The sequence below is a fragment of the Stakelama marina genome (genome assembly GCF_018122655.1).
Lineage (GTDB): Bacteria > Pseudomonadota > Alphaproteobacteria > Sphingomonadales > Sphingomonadaceae > Sphingomonas > Sphingomonas marina.
Genome location: NZ_JAGRQC010000004.1, coordinates 295958 through 312826, shown reverse-complemented (window position 1 = coordinate 312826; position 16869 = coordinate 295958). Strand labels below are relative to the sequence as shown.

Genomic DNA, 16869 nt, shown 5'->3' with positions numbered 1-16869 from the left:
GCGCTAGTCGGCGGCGAGCGCTTTCAGCGCTTCGCCGGAAACCCGCTGGACGCGCCATTCGTCCATCCCCGTGGCGCCCATCTTGCGATAGAAATCGATCGCCGGCTGGTTCCAGTCGAGCACCGACCATTCGAACCGCCCGCAATCGCGCTCGACGGCAATCTTGGCGAGATGCCGAAGCAACGCCGTCCCGACCCCGCCGCCACGGGCCTCTGGCGTCACATAGAGATCTTCGAGATACAGCCCCTTCCTGCCCGTCCAGGTCGAGAAATTGTGAAAGAACAGCGCAAAGCCGACCGGGTGGCCGTTCACCTCGGCAATCACCGCCTCGGCCGAGTGCTCCTCGAACAGCGCGAAATCGAGCGCCGCCACATCGGCTTCGACCGCATCGGGTTCGCGCTCGAACGCGGCGAGCTCCTTCACCAGCTTGAGGATGGTCGGCACGTCCGATGGCTCGGCGGGTCGGATATGGGTCATGACAATTGCGTCTCCGCATCAGCAAAAGGTTGGGGCCGCCGCCGCGCGGCATACAGGCACCCGGCGACGATCAGCGCCGCACCGGCAAGCGTATAGCCAGTGACATACTCGCCGAAAAAGACATATCCGAACAGCGCTGCCCAGACGAACGAGGTATATTCGGTCGGCGCCAGATAACTCGCTTCCCCGCGCGCATAGGCCCAGCCGAGCAGCATCAAAGAGATCGTCGCCAGCACCGCGGCAGCCGCGATCTTCGGCCAGGCATCCGTCGGCGGCAGCACCGCCAGCCAAGGAGCGGCTAGGAGCAGCCCGCCCAGCACGAACAGGCTCTGCCAGAAGGCGATCTCGGTCGGACCCGCACGCTGCGCCTGTTGCCGCGCAAGAATCAGATTGTACGAATAACAGATCGCCGATGTCAGGATCGCCAGCGCACCCAGAAACGCCTCATCGCCGAGCTCGCCGCGCGCCTGACCGATCAGGATAACGCCAACGCCTGCCGACGCCGCCAGCGACCCGATAATACTCGTCCGCCGCATCTTCTCGCCGAGGAGAAGCGCGGCGAGGAATATTGCCAGCAGCGGCGCGATATAGCTGAGCGAGATCGCCTGCGCCATCGGAACCCGCGCCAACCCCCAGAAGAACAGTATCGACATGACGAGGCCGACCGCGCCGCGCTTCAGATGCAGCCGCATCGCTCCCGGCAGGGGCCGCGCCGGACGCCGCGCGAAATGGACAACCGCACCCAGCGCGACGATCAGAAAGCCGCGCCACAGCAGCGCGTTATACACGCCGATGGTGATCCCCAGCCCCTTCATCGCCGCATCCATCATCGAAAAGGTGGCGATGCCGGACACGCCGACGGCAAAGGCGATTGCGGGGGAAGCCGGGCGGGACATGACACCGCCCTGACCGATCACGCCAATCGGCGCAACGGAAACCAGTATCGAGGGGCTATTCGGCCGCCTGCATTTCCTCGGCCTCGCCGGCCTCGATCTCTGCGGCCTTTGCCTCGACTAGCTTTACGATGTGTTCGATCATGTCGCCATCGGCAACGTGATGGTCGGTGACGCCCGACAGATAGACCATGTGCTTGCCGGCACCGCCGCCGGTGATACCGATATCGGTTTCGCGCGCTTCACCGGGGCCGTTGACGACGCACCCGAGCACCGACAGCGACATCGGCGTGCGGATATGGCTGAGCCGGTCCTCGAGCGTCTGCACCGTGCGGATCACGTCGAAGCCCTGCCGTGCGCAGCTTGGGCAGCTCACCACCCGGACGCCGCGGTTACGGATACCCAGCGCCTTCAGAATTTCGAAACCGACGCGCACCTCTTCTTCGGGTTCGGCGGAGAGCGACACGCGGATCGTGTCGCCGATACCGAACCAGAGCAGCGATCCGATGCCGATCGACGACTTCACCGTGCCGCCGACAAAGCCGCCCGCTTCGGTAATGCCCAGATGCAGCGGGCAATCGACCTGCTCGGCAAGCTGTTGATAGGCGGCAACCGCCAGGAACAGGTCGGATGCCTTCACCGCGACCTTGAATTCGTGGAAGTCATGGTCCTGAAGCAGCTTGATATGGTCGAGCGCGCTTTCGACCAGCGCGTCGGGACACGGCTCGCCATATTTTTCGAGCAGGTCCTTTTCCAGCGACCCCGCATTCACGCCGATGCGCATCGAACAGCCATTGGCCTTGGCCGCGTTGACGACTTCCTGCACGCGCGCTTCGGACCCGATATTACCGGGATTGATACGCAGGCACGCCGCACCCGCATCGGCCGCTTCCAGCGCCCGTTTATAGTGGAAATGGATGTCGGCGACGATCGGCACCCGCGCCGCGCGCACGATCTGCCTCAGCGCGGTGGTGGATTCGACGTCGGGGCACGAAACGCGGATGATGTCCGCACCCGCATCCTCGCAACGGCGGATCTGGTCGATCGTCGCCCTTGCATCAGCGGTGACGGTGTTGGTCATCGTCTGCACCGAAATAGGCGCATCTCCGCCCACGGGGACGTTGCCCACCATGATCTGGCGGCTCTGCCGGCGGACGATATCGCGCCAGGGTCGAACGGACATGGAAATCTCTCACAAATGCTTCGCGCAAGCCGCATATAGCGGTCGCAGCGGCAGCTTGAAAGGGACGGTGGCCGAACGCATCGGCGTTGCATGGCGCGAAAGCGCCACCTAAGCCCGATCCATGCACCCGGCGCGGCACTTTGGAATGGACTGGCTAAGGATCGGCGCCTTTGCGCTGCTGATCCTCTATCACATCACCATGGCATTTTCGCCGTGGCCCTACCGCATCAACATGGAAGTGCCGCATTACTGGGTCATCATCCCGATGCTCGCGGTCAATCCGTGGCGCCTGATCCTGCTGTTCGTGGTGTCGGGCTATGCCAGCGCCGCGCTGCTGGCGAAGATGGCGGGCGCGGGGCGGTTCCTGAAGTCGCGCACGCTGCGCCTTATTCCACCGCTGATCTTCGGCATCATTATCATCGTCCCGCCCCAGGCATGGATCCAGCTCGTCACGCAAAAGGGCTATACGCAGGGGTTCGGTCATTTCCTGCTGCACGACTATTTCAGTTTCCGCTCGATCGATGGCGTGCTGGTGCCGAGCTGGAACCACCTTTGGTTCGTCGCCTATCTGTTCGTCTATACCGCAGCGCTCAGCCTGCTCGCCCTGCTCCCCGGCAGTATGTGCAGAGGCGCGGGAATCGTCGTCGAACGCATCCTGACAGGCCCGCTCGTATTCATTCTGCCCGCCGCGCTGCTAGCGGCATTCCGCCTCGCGATGCTGCCCGATATGCAGGAAAACACCCAGATGCTGGTCGACGACTGGCCTGCGCACCTCGTCTATTTCAGCGCCTTTCTGTTCGGCGTCCTGCTGCGCAATTCGCACGCGCTGTGGGACGCGATCCGCAAATGGTGGTGGGCGGCGGCCATCGTCGCGGTGCTCGCCTATACCGGCTATGCGATCCGCGAGGGCTGGCTGATCGGCACCGAGCTCAGCCGGTCGTTGTTCCACGAGATCGTCGCGACCCGCGCCGTCCTCGCCTGGACCGCGATCGTCGCGCTGATCGGCGCGGCCGACCGCCTTCTCGATCACGACCATCCGGCGCGCAGGACGCTGGCCGAAGCGGTATTTCCTTTTTACATCATCCATCAGACGATTATCGTCGTCGTCGGATGGATGTTGCTGGAGTCAGAGCTATCGCTACTCACGCGCTATTTCATACTCGTCGGGGCGACCGCGGCGGGATGCTGGATCTTCTACGACGTCGGGCGTCGCATCGCTTGGCTGCGGCCGCTGATCGGGTTACAGGCGCACCCCGCCTGGGCGCAGATGGCACGGCCGTCCCGCGCCGAAGCGTAATCGCGCTCATCACCGCACTGATCGGAGGTCTCGTCATGTCCGCTCCCGCCGCTGCGCAGGAAGCATCCAGCGAAAAGCCCAAATGGACGCTCGTCATTCATGGCGGCGCCGGCATCATCGAGCGTGACAAGGTGACGGCGGAACAGGAAGAAGGCGTACGAAACGGCCTGAACGCCGCGCTCGACGCCGGACAGAAGGTGCTGGCAGGCGGCGGCACCGCGATGGATGCGATCGAGGCGACGATCCGCGTGCTCGAGGACGACCCGCATTTCAACGCCGGGCGCGGTGCGGTCTTCACCTGGGACGGCCGCAACGAGCTCGATTCCTCGATCATGGATGGCAGCAACCGCGCCGCAGGGGCGGTCGCCGGCGTCGGCGACGTCCGCCACCCGGTCACGCTCGCGCGCGCGGTGATGGAGCACAGCCCGCACGTCATGCTGTCGGGCAAGGGTGCGGAGGAATTCGCCAAGGAACAGGGCCTCGAAATCGTCGATCCGAGCTATTTCGCGACCAAGCATCGCCGCGAACAGCTCGAAAAGATGAAGGCGAACGACAAGCTCGGCTGGTTCGATGTCGACTTGAAATACGGCACCGTCGGCGCGGTGGCGATGGACAGCCACGGCCATGTCGCAGCGGCGACATCTACCGGCGGCCTGACCGGCAAGCGCTGGGACAGGATCGGCGATTCGCCGATCATCGGCGCGGGCACCTATGCCGACGACCGCGCCTGTGCGGTGTCGGCGACGGGCGCAGGCGAATATTTCATCCGCGAAGGCGTCGCGCACGAAATCTGCGCGCGCGTCCGCTTCAAGGGCGAGACGCTGAAAAAGGCGGCCGACACGGTGATGGCCGAGGTCAAGGATCTGGGCGGCACCGGCGGGGTGATCCTGACCGGCCCGACCGGCGAAATGGCCTGGAGCTTCAACACGCCCGGCATGTACCGCGGCAAGGTAAGCTCCACCACCGACCGCGTCGTCTCCTTCTACGGCGACCAGGAATAACGCGATGTTGTGGGCGGGACTGGCCGGTATCTTTCTCGCCCAGTCCGCGCCGACAATCGCTCCGGATACAACGCTCCCCCCACCGCCTCCGGCCCTCGCCGCAGCGCTGGATAGCCAGGGTTATCCCGATCCGGATAACATCGAATGGATGCGCGGTGCATTCGCCGACGCGTCCGATACGCAAAAGGCCGAGAGGGCCAACATCCAGCATTGGATAACCAATTGTTCCCGGCTCGGCACGGCAGAGGTACGTGCCAATCTCGCGGCAATGGGCGTTTCTCTGCGTCAGAAACCAGAAGCATTCCCGCTTCCCGCGTGTCGCGGCGTCATAGCGTTTATGCCTCCACAGTCGTTACGGACCGATTGGCCCGATTTCCATCGTGCCTATAGCGCTGCACGAAATGATTGGTCTATCTTCCGCTATGGAGCGAAGCTGGGTTTCGAGGCCGTACCATTCGACCCTGACTGGACCAGTGAAGAAGCACGCAAATTGCTTCACGCCGTCGTTCGAGAGCAGGTGTATCGCGGCGCGCTTGGCTGGGGGCACAATGGTCCGGCAACCAATCCTGCGACGCTGGCGGCTCTCCAAATGTTCTCGTCGCTCAATATCGCACGCGAGGACGCGAAAAATCTGGTGATGATGAAGCGGTTGGTTGCCAAAAAGGGGTGGCCCGGAATCGCTGCAGTCGGCAAGACGGCCAGCAACGCGGCATGGCTGCTAGCTCAGCATGCGGACCGGGACCCGGCGTTTCAGCTGCGGGTTTTGCGGCTGATGAGGCCGATGGCGGAAACCGGCGACGTCCGTAAAGATAATTACGCGTATCTCTACGACCGCGTGATGCTGAAACTCACCGGGCGGCAACGTTATGGAACGCAGGCGACCTGCGCCGATGGGAAACATGTACCCCTTCCTCTGGAAGCAGGGATTGATGTCGACGCCGAACGCGCGAAGATGGGGATGCCGCCGATCGCGGAATATATCGCTGATCTGAACGGGATGTTCGGCCCTTGTCCGTCTGCCAAAGCTGATTGAACTGATCGCGCCCGCGGCGTAAGCGCACGCCATGTCCCGTATCCTTGCTTTCGCAGCCGCGCTGGTCGCCTTTTTGACGCCGCTCACCGCCAATGCCTATTGGGCCTATGGTCACCGGACCATTGCCGAGATCGCGTACAGGAATGTGACGCCCGATACGCGGCACGCGATCGACGCGTTGCTGCGCCGTGCCGACCTGCTCGACACGCCGACCTGTCCAGCGAAGACGATCGAGGATGCCAGCGTCTGGCCCGATTGCATCAAGAAGCTGGGTGAACGGTTCAACTATACCTTTGCCTGGCACTATCAGGACGTGAATGTCTGCCAGCCGTTCGACCTGAAATCCGCCTGCGCCAACGGCAATTGCGTGTCGGCACAGATCGAACGCGATATGAAGCTGCTGAAGGACAAGTCGATACCGGTGCGCGAGCGCGTCCGTGCGCTCGCCTTTCTGATCCATTTTGTGGGCGATCTGCACCAGCCGCTCCACGCCGGCGAAAATCACGATGCCGGGGGCAATTTCGTGCACAGCAATTACGGTATCTACACCGCGAAGAAGCTAAATCTGCACAGCGTCTGGGACGGTTGGCTCGCCGAGCGCGCGATCACCACGCCGCCGTCGCTGGTCCGCAAATATTCGGCGCAGGAAAAGGCGAAGGTCACCGCGGGTAGTGTCGAGGACTGGAGCAAGCAAAGCTGGCAGATCAGCCGTGATGTCGTCTATCCGACCGCGCTGGGCGGCGATGTCTGCAAGATGGACAAGAAGCACGCGCAGGATGCGCATCTCGACAACAAAGAGATCGCCAAGCTTGTGCCGGTCGAGCGCAAGCAGATCGAGCGTGGCGGCCTGCGCCTCGCCAAGCTGCTCGATCAGGTGTTCGGCTAAACCAAAGCGCGTTGGCGCGCGGCCTCAGTCGAAGCCGCGTTCGAGATAGCGTTCGGCAATCGCGCAGTGCATCGCGACGCCGCGCGACAGCATGTCCTCGTCGATCGTCATCTTCGTGTTGTGCAGCGGCGGGTTGCTTTCGGGATCGCTTCCCTCCGGCGCGACGCCGAGAAATGCCATCGCACCCGGCAGTTCGCGCAGGACATAGGAGAAATCCTCTGCGCCCATGATCGGTGCGGGCATCTTCATCCAGCCCTGTTCTCCGCCGATATCGCGCGCGATTTCCTCCATCATGCCAGTCGCGCGTTCATCGTTCATCGTCACCGGATAGCCGACCTCGATCGTTGCCTCGCCTTCGCAGCCATGCGCCGCGGCGACGTGATGAACGATGTCCTTGAACGCCTGCTGGACCTTCGCGCGCGTTTCTTCCGACAGCGTGCGCAGCGTGCCGAGCAGTTCGCACGACGACGGAATGACATTGTGCGTAGAGCCCGCAGCGATCTTGGAGATGGTCAGCACCGCCGGATCGGATACCGGCACCCGCCGCGCGACCCACGTCTGCAGCGCAGTGACGATCTCGCACGCGACCGGGATCGGGTCGATGCAATCGTGCGGCATCGCGCCGTGCCCGCCCTTGCCGCGGATTGTGGCATTGAGCGTGTCGGCAGAGGCGAGCAGCGGACCCGGTCGGCTGACGAACATGCCGCGCGGCGCATTGGGATAGATATGGAGCGCAAAGCCCGCATCGGGCGCGGTCTTTTCGAGCAGCCCGTCCTCGATCATGAAGCGCGCGCCGTGATGCCCCTCCTCACCCGGCTGGAACATGAAAACGACCGTGCCCGGCAGTTCATCGCGCTTTGCGCACAGCGCCTTGGCAGCACCGACGAGCATCGCTGAATGCGCGTCATGGCCGCAGGCGTGCATCGCGCCGTCGACCTTCGACGCATAATCGAGCCCGGTTTCCTCCTGCATCGGCAGCGCGTCCATGTCGCCGCGCAACAACACGGTGCGGCCATTGTCGCTGCCACCGCGCAGCACCGCCATGAAGCCCGTCGTCGAGGTCCCTTCGTGAATTTCGAGCGGCAGGCCCTCCAGCGCCTTTTTCAGTTTTTGGGTCGTGCGCGGGCATTGCAGACCGATTTCGGGATCGGCGTGGATCGCACGGCGCAACTCGACGACCTCGGCAAGCCCCGCCTCGCCGATCGCGGTCCAGTCGGTCTTGGTGGAAAGCTCGGTCATGTGGGGTTCTCCTGCGGTCGCGTTTCGGTGGTGGTAGCGCAGCGTTGCTACCAAGTCACCGGCCGGCAACCTGCAAGAGAGGCGCGTACCGGTGCGCTATTTCTTACGTTTGAAATCGACGGCGACGACATTCGATCCGTCTTCGACCGGCTTGGCGCCCTCACCGTCATTTTCGGCATCGTCGTGCGGGCCGGGCCCTTCGGGTTCGTCCTGCACCTGAAAGCGCAGTTCGAAATTGACCGCGGGATCGTGAAAGCCCGTAATCGCCGAAAAGGGAATCAGCAGCGTCGAAGGAATCTGGTTGAAGCTCAGCCCGATCGAGAATCGATCGTCCTCGACGTTCAGATCCCAATAGCGATGCTGGATGACGATCGTCATTTCGTCGGGGAAGCGTTCGATCAGCCGGTCGGGCACCTCAACTCCGGGCGCCTGCGTCTTGAACGTGATGTAGAAATGGTGCTGGCCCGGCAGTGCGCCGGCTTCCTGCACCTGGCCGAGAACGCGGCCGACGACGGCGCGCAGCGCTTCCTGCACGATGTCGTCATAGGGGATAAGGCTATCGGGCACACTGTCAGTCATATGCGCCTCTTGCTAAACGTGTTTGGCGCATGGTCAAGATTGCATGCGCCATATCGCACGCTATGGAGGCGCACATGCGCACCGCCACCATCTCTCGCACGACGCACGAAACGTCGATCGACGTTACCGTCAATCTCGACGGCAGCGGCGAATATCAGGTCACGACAGGGATCGGCTTTCTCGACCACATGGTCGAGCAGCTTTCGCGCCATTCGCTGATCGACATGCAGGTGACGGCGAAGGGCGATCTGCATATCGACCAGCATCACACGACCGAGGATACGGCGATCGCGGTCGGTGAAGCGGTTGCAAAGGCGCTTGGCGACAAGAAGGGCATTCGCCGCTACGGCGACGCGTTGTCGCCGATGGACGAGACGCTGACGCGCGTCGCTCTCGATATTTCGGGGCGGCCCTATCTCGTCTTCGATGTCGAGTTCAGCCAGCCGCGACTCGGCGAAATGGACACCGAGCTTTTCGAACACTGGTTCCACAGCTTCGCGCAGGCGGCGGGCATTACGCTGCACGTCGAAACGCTGCACGGGTCGAACAACCACCATCTGATCGAAAGCGCGTTCAAGGGACTGGCGCGCGCACTTCGCGCCGCGGTCGAGATCGACCCGCGCAAGGCGGACGCGATCCCGTCGACCAAGGGCATGCTCGGTGGCTGAGGATTTTCGCAGCCAGGGTCCGCTGTGCCTGATCCTGCTCAGCTATGTCCGGCCGCTCGACGCGGTCGATGCGCAGTTGCAGGCGCATGTCGATTGGCTGGAACGCGGCTTTGCGGAAGGGCTGTTCCTCGTCGCCGGCAGGCGCGATCCGCGTACCGGCGGCGTTATCCTGGTGCGCGGGCGCAGGCCGGAGGTCGAAAAGCTTGCGCAAAGCGACCCCTTGGTGGCGAGCGGCGTCGCCGAGGCGGAGGTCGTCGCCTTCAACGCAAGTTTCGCCGCGCCGGCGCTCGCGCAGATCATCGAATGACGCTCGCGTTGATCGACTATGGCGCCGGCAACCTCCATTCGGTGCACAATGCGCTGAAGGCGGCGGGGGCCGACGATGTCGCGGTGACCGCCGATCCGGGGCTGGTGCGTGCCGCCGACCGGATCGTGCTGCCCGGCGTCGGGGCATTCGCGGCGTGCGCGAACGGGTTGCGCTCGATCGGGGGAATGGTCGAGGCGCTTGAGGAGCGCGTGCTGCGCGACGCGGTGCCCTTTCTCGGCGTCTGTGTCGGCATGCAGTTGATGGCGACGACCGGCGAGGAATTCGGCACGCATCCGGGCCTCGGCTGGATAGAAGGAACGGTCCGCGCGCTGAAGCCCGCACCCGGCATCCGCGTGCCGCATATGGGATGGAACGACGTAACCCCGCTCGCTCCGCATCCGCTGATCGAAGCAGGCGAGGCCTATTTCCTGCACAGCTATGCCTTTGAAGGCGAAGGCGTGCTGGCGGTCACCGATCATGGCGGCCCCGTTACCGCCGCGATCGGGCGCGACAATATGCTGGGCGTCCAGTTCCACCCCGAAAAGAGCCAGCGTTTCGGGCTGGCGCTGATGGAAAGGTTTCTTGCATGGCGTCCCTGACGATCTTTCCGGCGATCGACCTGAAGGGCGGCAAGGTGGTGCGGCTCGCCGAAGGCGATATGGACCGCGCGACCGTCTATGGCGACGATCCGGCGGCGCAGGCCGGCTCATTCGCCAAGGCCGGCGCGGACCATCTCCACGTCGTCGACCTCGACGGAGCGTTCGCGGGACGCGCCGTCAACGCGGACGCGGTCGAGGCGATCGTTGCCGCCTTTCCCGGACGCGTGCAGCTCGGCGGCGGCATTCGCAACCGTGACGCGGTCGAGCGCTGGCTCGATCTCGGCGTCGCGCGCGTGGTGATCGGCACCGCTGCACTCGAAGACCCCGATTTCGTCCGCTCCGCCGCCGCCGCGCATCCCGGCTGTATCGTCGTCGCCGTCGATGCGCGTGACGGGATGGTCGCGACGCGCGGCTGGGCGGACGTATCGACCGTCGCGGTCGCCGATCTGGCGCGCCGGTTCGAGGACGCGGGCGTCGCAGCACTCCTCTTCACCGATGTCGGACGCGACGGGCTACTGAAGGGCTGTAACGTCGAAGCGACGGTTGCGCTGGCACGCGCCGTATCCATCCCGGTCATTGCCAGCGGCGGGGTCGCCGACATCGCCGATATCGAGGCGCTGGCCCGCCATGTCGGCGACGGCGTCGAAGGCGTCATCACCGGCCGAGCGCTCTATGACGGCCGCCTCGACCTGTCGGATGCGCTCCGGGTCGCGGCATGACCGTCCGCACGCGCGTCATCCCCTGCCTCGACGTTGCCAATGGCCGCGTGGTCAAGGGCGTCAACTTCGTCGATCTGAAGGACGCCGGCGACCCGGTCGAACAGGCGCGCGCCTATGACGCGGCGGGTGCGGACGAGCTGTGCTTCCTCGACATCACCGCCAGCCATGAAGCGCGCGGGACGATCATCGACGTCGTGCGGCGTACCGCGGAGGTGTGCTTCATGCCGCTGACCGTGGGTGGAGGCGTTCGCTCCGCCGAGGATGCGCGCGCACTCCTGCTCGCGGGTGCCGACAAGGTCGCGGTAAATTCCGCCGCCGTGGCGCGCCCGGAAGTGATTGCCGAGATCGCCGACCGGTTCGGCAGCCAGTGCATCACCGCTTCGGTCGATGCGCGGCGCACCGGCGGTCGCTGGGAAATCTTCACCCATGGCGGTCGCCGCGAAACGGGGATCGACGCGGTGGAACACGCGATCCGGCTCGCCCAGCTCGGCGCGGGCGAGCTGCTCGTCACGTCGATGGACCGCGATGGCACGCGTGACGGGTATGATCTGGAACTGATCCGCACGATCGCCGACGCCGTCACCGTGCCGGTGATCGCCAGCGGCGGCGTCGGCAATCTCGACCACCTGGTGGCCGGGGTGCTGGAAGGCCATGCCAGCGCGGTGCTCGCAGCGTCGATCTTCCATTTCGGCCAGGCGAGCATCGCCGATGCCCATGCAGCGCTGGCCGCAGCCGGCGTTCTGGTCCGCAGCTGAAAAACGTCGGTTAGCTTTACAGTAACCGTGATTGCTACGCGGCCGTTAACCATTCTTCGCGGCGACTGCCGCACATAATGCCCGTTTCGGTGCGAATGATGCATCGGATCGCTTTGTTGAACGAGCGATCCAGAAAGAGGACATCATGCGCAAATCGATCCGGGCCTTGCTAATCGCGGGCGGTACCATGCTGCTATCGATCAGCGGCGCACATGCGATGGGCCACATGCCGGGTTCCCCTCCGCACAGCAAAACCCCGTCGGGAAGCCCGCATTCGGTGCCCGAACCGGGCGTACTGGGGCTGTTCGGCCTGGGCATTGCGGGCCTGTGGGCCAGCCGCCGCCTGTCGCGCCGCAATAACAGGCGTGACTGAGCGCTTAACCCCTTCTCCGCATTTTCGAGGTATCCGGGGCGAATGACGCGCATCATTCCCGCCCTTTTCGCGCTCCTGTTCTGCGTTTCCGGCGCATTTGCGGCAGCACCGCATTCGGGCGTCGTGGAACGCGACGGGTTCGCTCCGTCCGACGTCGCGCTGTTCGTCGTCGCCGCGCTTGGCGTCTGGCTTGCCCGGCGGGCGCTGCGCGCGCGCTTTCGAAAGCGGTCGAACGCCGATCGGGATTGACTCTGGCGCTGCCGGTGCGATGTCGGTCGATATGAGCGAAACCGATACTCTGACGGCGCTGGAAGCCGTGATCCGCGAACGGCTGAGTGCCGATCCCGACAGCTCCTATGTCGCGCGCCTCCATGCCAAGGGCCGCAAGAAGATCGCACAGAAACTCGGCGAAGAGGCGGTCGAAACCGTCATCGCCGCAATGGCCGGCGACCGAGGCGAACTGACCAGCGAGGCGGCCGACCTCGTCTTCCACCTGCTCGTCCTGCTTGCCGAGGCCGGTCTCAGCCTCGACGATGTGCGGGCAGAGCTTGACCGGCGCGAAGGCGTGTCGGGGCTCGACGAAAAGGCCAGCCGAACCGCGTGAAGGAGGACCGAACGATGCCGATCGACGCGACCCAACCCTATGACGACGACAATATCTTCGCGAAAATCCTGCGCGGAGAAATCCCGTCGAAAAAAGTATACGAGGACGAACACGCCCTCGCCTTCCACGACATCAACCCGCAGGCGCCGACGCACATCCTCGTCATTCCCAAGGGCCGTTACGTGTCGTGGGACGACTTCACCGCAAAGGCGGATGATGCTGAAATCGCGGCCTTTATCCGTGCCGTGGGCAAGGTTGCGCGCGACGCCGGACTGGTCGAACCAGGATATCGGCTGCTCGCCAATATCGGACCCGACTCGCATCAGGAGGTCGCCCATCTCCATGTCCATATCTTCGCTGGACGGAAGCTGGGACCGATGCTCGCGCAATAGGGGATTGCACCTACCCGTTTTACGGTTAGGCTCGCCGCTTTCATAACTTGGGCGGCGCGTAATGGCCGCAAAAGGGGGACCTGCCTGTATGGATTGGCGCATCAAGCCTCTCGATGCCATTCTCGCAACCGCGGAAAAGAAGTCGCTGACGCGCACGCTGGGTCCGATCCAGCTCACGCTTCTCGGCGTCGGCGCGATCATCGGCACCGGTATTTTCGTTCTTACATCCGAAGCCGCCCAGAAGGCCGGCCCGGGCATGATGTGGGCCTTTGTCATCGCCGCCTTCGTGTGCGGGGTCGCGGCGCTCTGTTATTCCGAAATCGCATCGATGGTGCCGGTTTCGGGCTCGGCTTACACCTATACCTATGCCGTGATGGGCGAACTCCTCGCCTGGATGGTCGGCTGGGCGCTGATCCTCGAATATGCCGTTGCCGCATCGGCGGTTTCGGTGGGCTGGTCGGGCTATTTCATCGGCCTGTTGCATAGCTGGGGGATAGGCTTTCCTCATGCGCTGTCGGTCGGCCCCTATGCCGACGGCATCGTCAACCTGCCAGCACTCATCATCGCGCTGCTCGTAACGCTGCTGCTGATGATCGGCACGACCGAAAGCGCCCGCGTCAACGCGGTGCTGGTTGCGATCAAGGTGGCCGCCCTGACGGTGTTCATCGCTCTCACGCTGCCCGTCATGCAGGGCGCCAAGTTCGAGCCGTTCCTGCCCAATGGCTGGTTCGGCAACGGCCACGGCGCGGGTCTCGGCGCGGTCGGTGCCGCCGCCTCGATCTTCTTCGCCTATGTCGGCTTCGACGCGGTTTCGACCGCGGCCGAGGAGACCAAGAACCCGCAGCGCAACGTTCCGATCGGCCTGATCGGAAGCCTCGCGATCTGTACGGTGTTCTACCTGCTCGTCGCAGCGGGCGCGATCGGCTCGATCGGTGCCGATCCTGTTCGCGGCGTCGCTGGCGAGATCCTCGCGCCGGGTACGCCCGCGCTTGCCGATCGCTGTCAGGCGCTTGCGGCGGCCGGGACGGAACCGCTGGTCTGCTCGCGTGAGGCGCTCGCCCACGTGCTGCGCCAGATCGGTTACGAGCGGCTCGGCGATCTGATCGGCGTCGCGGCGTTCCTCGCCCTGCCCTCGGTCATTCTGATCATGCTGTTCGGCCAGACGCGAATCTTCTTCGTGATGGCGCGCGACGGTCTGCTGCCGAACTTCCTCTCGGCGATCCATCCGAAATGGAAGACGCCACACATCGTGACGATCATCACCGGCGTCGCGGTCGCGTTCTTCGCGGCGTTCCTGCCGGTGGGCCAGCTCGCCGACATTTCCAACTCGGGAACGCTGTTCGCCTTCTTCATGGTGGCGCTCGCGGTGCTGATCCTGCGCCGCACCCAGCCCAACCGTGCACGTCCGTTCCGGACGCCGCTCGTCTGGGTGGTCGCACCGCTGGCGATCCTCGGCACGCTGGGCCTCTACTTCAACCTCCCGTTCGAGGCGAAGATGGTGCTCCCGGTCTGGGGCGGCGCCGGTCTGGTCGTCTATTTCCTCTACGGATACCGCAAGAGCCATGTCGGCCGCGGCATTGTCGAGGTGCATGAAGGCGATGAGGATATCCCGCCGCAGGCGGTGCCGCCGATCGGCAGCGCACACACGCCGGGCGGCAAGGACGCCTGACGACAAGGCGGACAACCGCACAACAAAAAGGCCGGGGAGCGATCCCCGGCCTTTCTTGTTTCGGCTATTGAGAGGCGCGCGGGCGTCAGCCGAGCTTCTTCGCCATCAGCGCTTTCATGTCGACTTCCGGCCGGGCGCCATAGTGCGAGATGATCTCGGCCGCACAGATCGCGCCCATGCGCAGCGAATCCTGCACCGAATGACCCTGCGCCTGTCCGTGGAGAAAGCCGGCGGCGAACAGGTCGCCCGCGCCCGTGGTATCGACGACCTTGTCGATCGGTTCGGCAGCAACCTCGGCACGCTCGCCATCCTTGATCGCGATCGCGCCCTTCTCGCTGCGCGTAGCGACGAGCAGCGGAACCTGCTTCGACGCCTTGGCGACCGCATCCTCGAAGTCGTCGGTCTGGCAGAGCGCGAGCAGTTCATTCTCGTTGGCGAACAGGATGTCGATCAACCCGTCCGACAGCAGCTTGCGGAAATCGTCGCCGTGACGCTCGATGCAGAACACATCCGACAGCGTGAAAGCGACGCGGCGGCCCGCCTTGCGCGCGATTTCGATCGCGCGGCGCATCGCCGCACGCGGTTCTTCGGGGTCCCAGAGATAGCCTTCGAGATAGAGGATCGCGCCACCCGCGATCATGTCGGCATCGAGTGCCTTTTCGGGCAGATATTGCGAGGCGCCGAGGAACGTGTTCATCGTCCGCTGTCCGTCGGGCGTCACGAAGATCAGGCAGCGCGCCGTCGTCGGCTCGCCCGGTCGCGCCTCGGTCGTGAAGTCGATGCCGACGGAGCGGATGTCGTGCGCGAAGATCTGGCCCAGCTCGTCATCGGCGACCTGCCCGATAAAGCCGCATTTGCCGCCAAGCGCTGCGATACCGGCGACGGTGTTGGCGGCCGAACCGCCGCTAACTTCTCGGCCCGGTCCCATCTTGGCATAGAGGGCGTCGGCGTCCTGCGTGGAAAAGACGAGCTGCATCGACCCCTTGGTCATACCTTCATCGACGATGAACTGGTCTTCGGCCTGCGAAAGGACATCGACGATGGCATTGCCGATCGCGACAACGTCGTGGCTGGGATTAGTCACGTAATTCTCCTGAAATTCGGGTTGCGGCGGGCATTAGGCAATGTACCCATAAACAGCAAATGCTTCGCGCCCTGTTCCTTTCCGTCGCCCAGCTTGGCGATCCCCCCTTCCTGAAGGTCTTCGCAAAGTCGCTCGCACTGACGCTGGCGATATTCGCGATTGTCGGCGTTGCGCTGGTTTTCGCCGTCAAGGCGACGCTGTCGGGCCAGGGTTTCGGCGGCACGGTGGCCAATCTTGCTGCGGCGGCAACCCTTGTCGGCGAGCTGATCGCCGTCTGGCTGTTGTTCCGCGCGGTCGCCATCGCGGTAATCGGTATCTTCGCCGATGACATCGTACATGCGGTCGAGGCGAAACATTATCCCACCGCGCTTGCCAACGCACGCGATGTCGCCCTGATGCGCTCGGTGCGAATGGGGCTCGGATCGGCGGCGCGAGCGATACTCGTCAACATCGCGCTGTCGCCGCTATATCTGCTGTTGCTCGTTACCGGCATCGGCACTGCGGCGGCGTTCTTCATCGTCAATGGCTGGCTGCTCGGGCGCGATCTGGGCGACATGGTCGCCGCGCGCCACCTTGCGCCAGCGGCAATGCGTGACTGGCGCGCGGCAACCCGAATCCCGCGCTTCATCCTTGGGCTTGCGGCGACGGCGCTACTCGTGGTTCCGTTCGTCAACCTGATCGCGCCGGTGCTGGGCGCAGCGATGGCGACGCACATGTTTCACGACAAGGGAGCGCAATGAAAACGCGTTTGACGATTCTGGCGGCAGGGCTGGCGCTCGCCGGCTGCGCAACCACCCCGCAACCGATCGGTGCGCCAACTGCTGCGCCGGCCCGGCCCTTTTCCACCGCCGGGCTCGAACGTATCGTCGGCAAGGATGCCGATACGCTGGAGCGGCTGTTCGGAAAACCCGATGCCGACGTTACCGAAGGCACCGCCCGCAAATTGCAGTTCGCCAGCGATATCTGTGTGCTCGATGCCTATCTCTACCCGCCGAGGGGCGGCGGGCGTCCGGTCGTGACCTATGTCGATGCCCGCCAGCGCGACGGCAGCCCGATCGACCGCGCAAGCTGCGCTGCCGCACTCACCCGTCGCGGCGGCGGGCGATAACGC

Annotated in this window: 22 protein-coding genes; 16 read left to right on the top strand and 6 right to left on the bottom strand. The window is 64.3% G+C overall.

The features are described 5' to 3' along the window. Positions 1 to 3 precede the first annotated feature (3 nt). The 3 genes from J7S20_RS14160 to ispG are packed head-to-tail and all read right to left on the bottom strand — an operon-like array spanning position 4 to position 2553. Positions 4 to 477, bottom strand: a complete 474-nt coding sequence (locus J7S20_RS14160) for a GNAT family N-acetyltransferase (RefSeq protein ID WP_284054883.1) — start codon at positions 475 to 477, stop codon at positions 4 to 6. Beyond that, the gene (locus tag J7S20_RS14155) at positions 474 to 1373 is read right to left on the bottom strand and encodes a DMT family transporter (RefSeq protein ID WP_284054882.1); all 900 of its coding nucleotides are present in this window, start codon (positions 1371 to 1373) and stop codon (positions 474 to 476) included. The genes J7S20_RS14160 and J7S20_RS14155 overlap by 4 nt, the downstream gene beginning before the upstream one ends. 55 nt (positions 1374 to 1428) lie before the next feature. Then, positions 1429 to 2553 (bottom strand): flavodoxin-dependent (E)-4-hydroxy-3-methylbut-2-enyl-diphosphate synthase, encoded by a 1125-nt coding sequence (gene ispG, locus J7S20_RS14150; protein ID WP_284054881.1) that lies wholly within the window; start codon positions 2551 to 2553, stop codon positions 1429 to 1431. 145 nt (positions 2554 to 2698) lie between these two features. Here ispG and J7S20_RS14145 point away from each other — a divergent pair, with 145 nt between their 5' ends. The 4 genes from J7S20_RS14145 to J7S20_RS14130 are packed head-to-tail and all read left to right on the top strand — an operon-like array spanning position 2699 to position 6770. Beyond that, positions 2699 to 3850, top strand: coding sequence for an acyltransferase family protein (locus tag J7S20_RS14145; RefSeq protein ID WP_284054880.1), 1152 nt, complete (start codon positions 2699 to 2701; stop codon positions 3848 to 3850). A 35-nt stretch (positions 3851 to 3885) separates the two neighbouring features. After that, the gene (locus tag J7S20_RS14140) at positions 3886 to 4851 is read left to right on the top strand and encodes an isoaspartyl peptidase/L-asparaginase family protein (RefSeq protein ID WP_284054879.1); all 966 of its coding nucleotides are present in this window, start codon (positions 3886 to 3888) and stop codon (positions 4849 to 4851) included. A gap of 4 nt (positions 4852 to 4855) precedes the next feature. After that, entirely contained in the window at positions 4856 to 5884 is a 1029-nt protein-coding gene (locus J7S20_RS14135; RefSeq protein ID WP_284054878.1) for a DUF6624 domain-containing protein, read from the top strand. Between the two features lie 31 nt (positions 5885 to 5915). Further along, positions 5916 to 6770 (top strand): S1/P1 nuclease, encoded by an 855-nt coding sequence (locus tag J7S20_RS14130; protein WP_284054877.1) that lies wholly within the window; start codon positions 5916 to 5918, stop codon positions 6768 to 6770. Positions 6771 to 6794: 24 nt separating this feature from the next. Here J7S20_RS14130 and J7S20_RS14125 read toward each other — a convergent pair whose 3' ends face one another. Both J7S20_RS14125 and J7S20_RS14120 read right to left on the bottom strand, forming a co-directional pair. Further along, positions 6795 to 8009: a M20 metallopeptidase family protein gene (locus tag J7S20_RS14125; protein WP_284054876.1), complete on the bottom strand. Its 1215-nt coding sequence runs from the start codon at positions 8007 to 8009 to the stop codon at positions 6795 to 6797. 96 nt (positions 8010 to 8105) lie between these two features. Further along, a complete protein-coding gene (locus J7S20_RS14120; RefSeq protein WP_284054875.1) occupies positions 8106 to 8588 on the bottom strand; it encodes an SspB family protein in 483 nt (160 codons plus the stop codon). A 74-nt stretch (positions 8589 to 8662) separates the two neighbouring features. Between J7S20_RS14120 and hisB the strand changes: the two genes are divergently transcribed. The 10 genes from hisB to J7S20_RS14070 all read left to right on the top strand — a co-directional run bounded on the left by hisB (position 8663) and on the right by J7S20_RS14070 (position 14674). After that, positions 8663 to 9256 (top strand): imidazoleglycerol-phosphate dehydratase HisB, encoded by a 594-nt coding sequence (hisB, locus tag J7S20_RS14115; protein WP_284054874.1) that lies wholly within the window; start codon positions 8663 to 8665, stop codon positions 9254 to 9256. Then, the gene (locus J7S20_RS14110; protein WP_284054873.1) at positions 9249 to 9563 is read left to right on the top strand and encodes a YciI family protein; all 315 of its coding nucleotides are present in this window, start codon (positions 9249 to 9251) and stop codon (positions 9561 to 9563) included. Before hisB ends, J7S20_RS14110 begins: the two co-directional genes overlap by 8 nt. Continuing rightward, positions 9560 to 10162, top strand: a complete 603-nt coding sequence (gene hisH, locus J7S20_RS14105; RefSeq protein WP_284054872.1) for an imidazole glycerol phosphate synthase subunit HisH — start codon at positions 9560 to 9562, stop codon at positions 10160 to 10162. The genes J7S20_RS14110 and hisH overlap by 4 nt, the downstream gene beginning before the upstream one ends. After that, positions 10150 to 10881, top strand: coding sequence for a 1-(5-phosphoribosyl)-5-[(5-phosphoribosylamino)methylideneamino]imidazole-4-carboxamide isomerase (gene hisA, locus J7S20_RS14100; protein WP_284054871.1), 732 nt, complete (start codon positions 10150 to 10152; stop codon positions 10879 to 10881). The genes hisH and hisA overlap by 13 nt, the downstream gene beginning before the upstream one ends. Beyond that, on the top strand, positions 10878 to 11636 hold the full coding sequence (hisF, locus tag J7S20_RS14095) for an imidazole glycerol phosphate synthase subunit HisF (protein ID WP_284054870.1): 759 nt from the start codon (positions 10878 to 10880) through the stop codon (positions 11634 to 11636). The genes hisA and hisF overlap by 4 nt, the downstream gene beginning before the upstream one ends. Before the next feature lie 145 nt (positions 11637 to 11781). Continuing rightward, positions 11782 to 12009: a PEP-CTERM sorting domain-containing protein gene (locus J7S20_RS14090; protein ID WP_284054869.1), complete on the top strand. Its 228-nt coding sequence runs from the start codon at positions 11782 to 11784 to the stop codon at positions 12007 to 12009. Positions 12010 to 12051: 42 nt separating this feature from the next. Beyond that, positions 12052 to 12258 (top strand): hypothetical protein, encoded by a 207-nt coding sequence (locus J7S20_RS14085; RefSeq protein WP_284054868.1) that lies wholly within the window; start codon positions 12052 to 12054, stop codon positions 12256 to 12258. A gap of 31 nt (positions 12259 to 12289) precedes the next feature. After that, positions 12290 to 12613 carry a phosphoribosyl-ATP diphosphatase gene (locus J7S20_RS14080; RefSeq protein WP_284054867.1) on the top strand — a complete coding sequence of 108 codons (324 nt, stop codon included), beginning with the start codon at positions 12290 to 12292 and terminating at the stop codon, positions 12611 to 12613. A gap of 14 nt (positions 12614 to 12627) precedes the next feature. Then, positions 12628 to 13005 (top strand): histidine triad nucleotide-binding protein, encoded by a 378-nt coding sequence (locus J7S20_RS14075; RefSeq protein WP_284054866.1) that lies wholly within the window; start codon positions 12628 to 12630, stop codon positions 13003 to 13005. An 88-nt stretch (positions 13006 to 13093) separates the two neighbouring features. After that, positions 13094 to 14674 carry an amino acid permease gene (locus J7S20_RS14070; RefSeq protein WP_284054865.1) on the top strand — a complete coding sequence of 527 codons (1581 nt, stop codon included), beginning with the start codon at positions 13094 to 13096 and terminating at the stop codon, positions 14672 to 14674. Between the two features lie 85 nt (positions 14675 to 14759). Here the strand turns inward: J7S20_RS14070 and J7S20_RS14065 are convergent, their stop codons facing one another. Further along, entirely contained in the window at positions 14760 to 15758 is a 999-nt protein-coding gene (locus J7S20_RS14065; RefSeq protein ID WP_284054864.1) for an adenosine kinase, read from the bottom strand. 59 nt (positions 15759 to 15817) lie between these two features. Between J7S20_RS14065 and J7S20_RS14060 the strand changes: the two genes are divergently transcribed. Both J7S20_RS14060 and J7S20_RS14055 read left to right on the top strand, forming a co-directional pair. Further along, positions 15818 to 16498, top strand: a complete 681-nt coding sequence (locus J7S20_RS14060) for an EI24 domain-containing protein (RefSeq protein ID WP_284054863.1) — start codon at positions 15818 to 15820, stop codon at positions 16496 to 16498. Continuing rightward, the gene (locus J7S20_RS14055; protein WP_284054862.1) at positions 16495 to 16866 is read left to right on the top strand and encodes a hypothetical protein; all 372 of its coding nucleotides are present in this window, start codon (positions 16495 to 16497) and stop codon (positions 16864 to 16866) included. Before J7S20_RS14060 ends, J7S20_RS14055 begins: the two co-directional genes overlap by 4 nt. Positions 16867 to 16869 lie beyond the last annotated feature (3 nt).

Bases quoted from the DNA above. Each gene is read 5' to 3' on its own strand.
- J7S20_RS14160 (WP_284054883.1), bottom strand. From the start codon at position 477: ATGACCCATATCCGACCCGCCGAGCCATCGGACGTGCCGACCATCCTC.
- J7S20_RS14155 (WP_284054882.1), bottom strand. From the start codon at position 1,373: ATGTCCCGCCCGGCTTCCCCCGCAATCGCCTTTGCCGTCGGCGTGTCC.
- ispG (WP_284054881.1), bottom strand. From the start codon at position 2,553: ATGTCCGTTCGACCCTGGCGCGATATCGTCCGCCGGCAGAGCCGCCAG.
- J7S20_RS14145 (WP_284054880.1), top strand. From the start codon at position 2,699: ATGGACTGGCTAAGGATCGGCGCCTTTGCGCTGCTGATCCTCTATCAC.
- J7S20_RS14140 (WP_284054879.1), top strand. From the start codon at position 3,886: ATGTCCGCTCCCGCCGCTGCGCAGGAAGCATCCAGCGAAAAGCCCAAA.
- J7S20_RS14135 (WP_284054878.1), top strand. From the start codon at position 4,856: ATGTTGTGGGCGGGACTGGCCGGTATCTTTCTCGCCCAGTCCGCGCCG.
- J7S20_RS14130 (WP_284054877.1), top strand. From the start codon at position 5,916: ATGTCCCGTATCCTTGCTTTCGCAGCCGCGCTGGTCGCCTTTTTGACG.
- J7S20_RS14125 (WP_284054876.1), bottom strand. From the start codon at position 8,009: ATGACCGAGCTTTCCACCAAGACCGACTGGACCGCGATCGGCGAGGCG.
- J7S20_RS14120 (WP_284054875.1), bottom strand. From the start codon at position 8,588: ATGACTGACAGTGTGCCCGATAGCCTTATCCCCTATGACGACATCGTG.
- hisB (WP_284054874.1), top strand. From the start codon at position 8,663: ATGCGCACCGCCACCATCTCTCGCACGACGCACGAAACGTCGATCGAC.
- hisH (WP_284054872.1), top strand. From the start codon at position 9,560: ATGACGCTCGCGTTGATCGACTATGGCGCCGGCAACCTCCATTCGGTG.
- hisA (WP_284054871.1), top strand. From the start codon at position 10,150: ATGGCGTCCCTGACGATCTTTCCGGCGATCGACCTGAAGGGCGGCAAG.
- hisF (WP_284054870.1), top strand. From the start codon at position 10,878: ATGACCGTCCGCACGCGCGTCATCCCCTGCCTCGACGTTGCCAATGGC.
- J7S20_RS14090 (WP_284054869.1), top strand. From the start codon at position 11,782: ATGCGCAAATCGATCCGGGCCTTGCTAATCGCGGGCGGTACCATGCTG.
- J7S20_RS14085 (WP_284054868.1), top strand. From the start codon at position 12,052: ATGACGCGCATCATTCCCGCCCTTTTCGCGCTCCTGTTCTGCGTTTCC.
- J7S20_RS14080 (WP_284054867.1), top strand. From the start codon at position 12,290: ATGAGCGAAACCGATACTCTGACGGCGCTGGAAGCCGTGATCCGCGAA.
- J7S20_RS14075 (WP_284054866.1), top strand. From the start codon at position 12,628: ATGCCGATCGACGCGACCCAACCCTATGACGACGACAATATCTTCGCG.
- J7S20_RS14070 (WP_284054865.1), top strand. From the start codon at position 13,094: ATGGATTGGCGCATCAAGCCTCTCGATGCCATTCTCGCAACCGCGGAA.
- J7S20_RS14060 (WP_284054863.1), top strand. From the start codon at position 15,818: ATGCTTCGCGCCCTGTTCCTTTCCGTCGCCCAGCTTGGCGATCCCCCC.
- J7S20_RS14055 (WP_284054862.1), top strand. From the start codon at position 16,495: ATGAAAACGCGTTTGACGATTCTGGCGGCAGGGCTGGCGCTCGCCGGC.